The following is a 1,343-nucleotide window of genomic DNA, read 5'->3' as shown; positions in this document are numbered from 1 at the left end:
AGGACGTTTTCGATCTCGCCCAACTCGATCCGCTGCCCACGCAACTTCACCTGGAAATCAACACGACCCACATACTCCAACTCCCCCACACCACTCCACCGCACCAGATCACCCGTCCGATACAACCGCGACCCCGCCACCCCGAACGGATCCGCCACAAACCGCTCCGCAGTCAACCCCGCCCGCGACTCATACCCCCGAGCCACCTGAACACCACCCAGATACAACTCACCCACCACCCCGACCGGCACCGGCCGCAACCGCGAATCCAACACCCACACAGACACATTCGGCACCGGACGACCAATCGGCACCACCACCTCACCACCCGAACACACATACGACGTCACATCCACCGCAGCCTCAGTCGGCCCATACAAATTCACCACCCGAACACCCGGCACCAACCCCTGCAACCCCCGCACCGCACCCACACCCAACGCCTCACCCGAACAAAACACCTGACGCAACGACCCCAACCCCGACACACCACCACCATCAACAGAACCACCAAGCGCATCCACAAACACCGACAACATCGACGGCACAAAATGACACACCGACACCCCGAACCGCTCCACCACCGACGCCACATACCACGGATCCCGATGACCACCCGGCTCCGCCACCACCACAGACGCCCCAACCATCAACGGCCAGAACAACTCCCACACCGACACATCAAACGACACCGGCGTCTTCCACAACACCACATCATCAACCGACAACCCGAACAACGACTGCATCCACGCCAACCGATTCACCACCGCCCCATGCGACACCGTCACACCCTTCGGCCGACCCGTCGACCCAGACGTGAACAACGTGTACGCACCCACCAACGGCGACAACTCACCCACACGCTCCACCACACCCGCCAAATCACCCGAAACACCCGCCCCCACACCACAATCCACCTCAACACACACCACACCCAAACCCTCCGGAACCACCACACCCACATCACCCGACCGCCTCAACACCACCCCACACCCAGCAGTCGACAACACAAACCCCACCCGCTCCACCGGCACATCCGGCTCCACCGGCACATACCGACCACCCACGACCACCACCGCATGCACCGCCACCAACAACTCCAACGACCGCGACATCACCACACCCACAGCCGAATCCACACCCACACCCAACCCCAACAACCGCTCCGCAACCCCCGCAACCAACCCACCGAACTCCCCATACGACACCGCACGATCCCCACACCACACCGCCACCGACGACCCCGACACACCCACACACCCAGCAACCAACGACCCCAACGAACAACCACCCCACCCAAACCCCACAACCGGACCACCCGACCACGACTCGACAACCCCACG

At 62.6% G+C, this 1,343-nt stretch carries 1 pseudogene; it reads right to left on the bottom strand.

The window, feature by feature from the left end:
* Positions 1 to 1,196, bottom strand: a pseudogene (locus GP2_RS20785) (amino acid adenylation domain-containing protein); the annotation flags it as partial.
* Between the last annotated feature and the right edge of the window lie 147 nt (positions 1,197 to 1,343).

It is taken from the genome of Gordonia paraffinivorans NBRC 108238 (assembly GCF_000344155.1).
Taxonomy (GTDB): domain Bacteria; phylum Actinomycetota; class Actinomycetes; order Mycobacteriales; family Mycobacteriaceae; genus Gordonia; species Gordonia paraffinivorans.
Note: the sequence above shows the minus strand (reverse complement) of the source record. Positions and strands in the feature narration are given on the sequence as shown.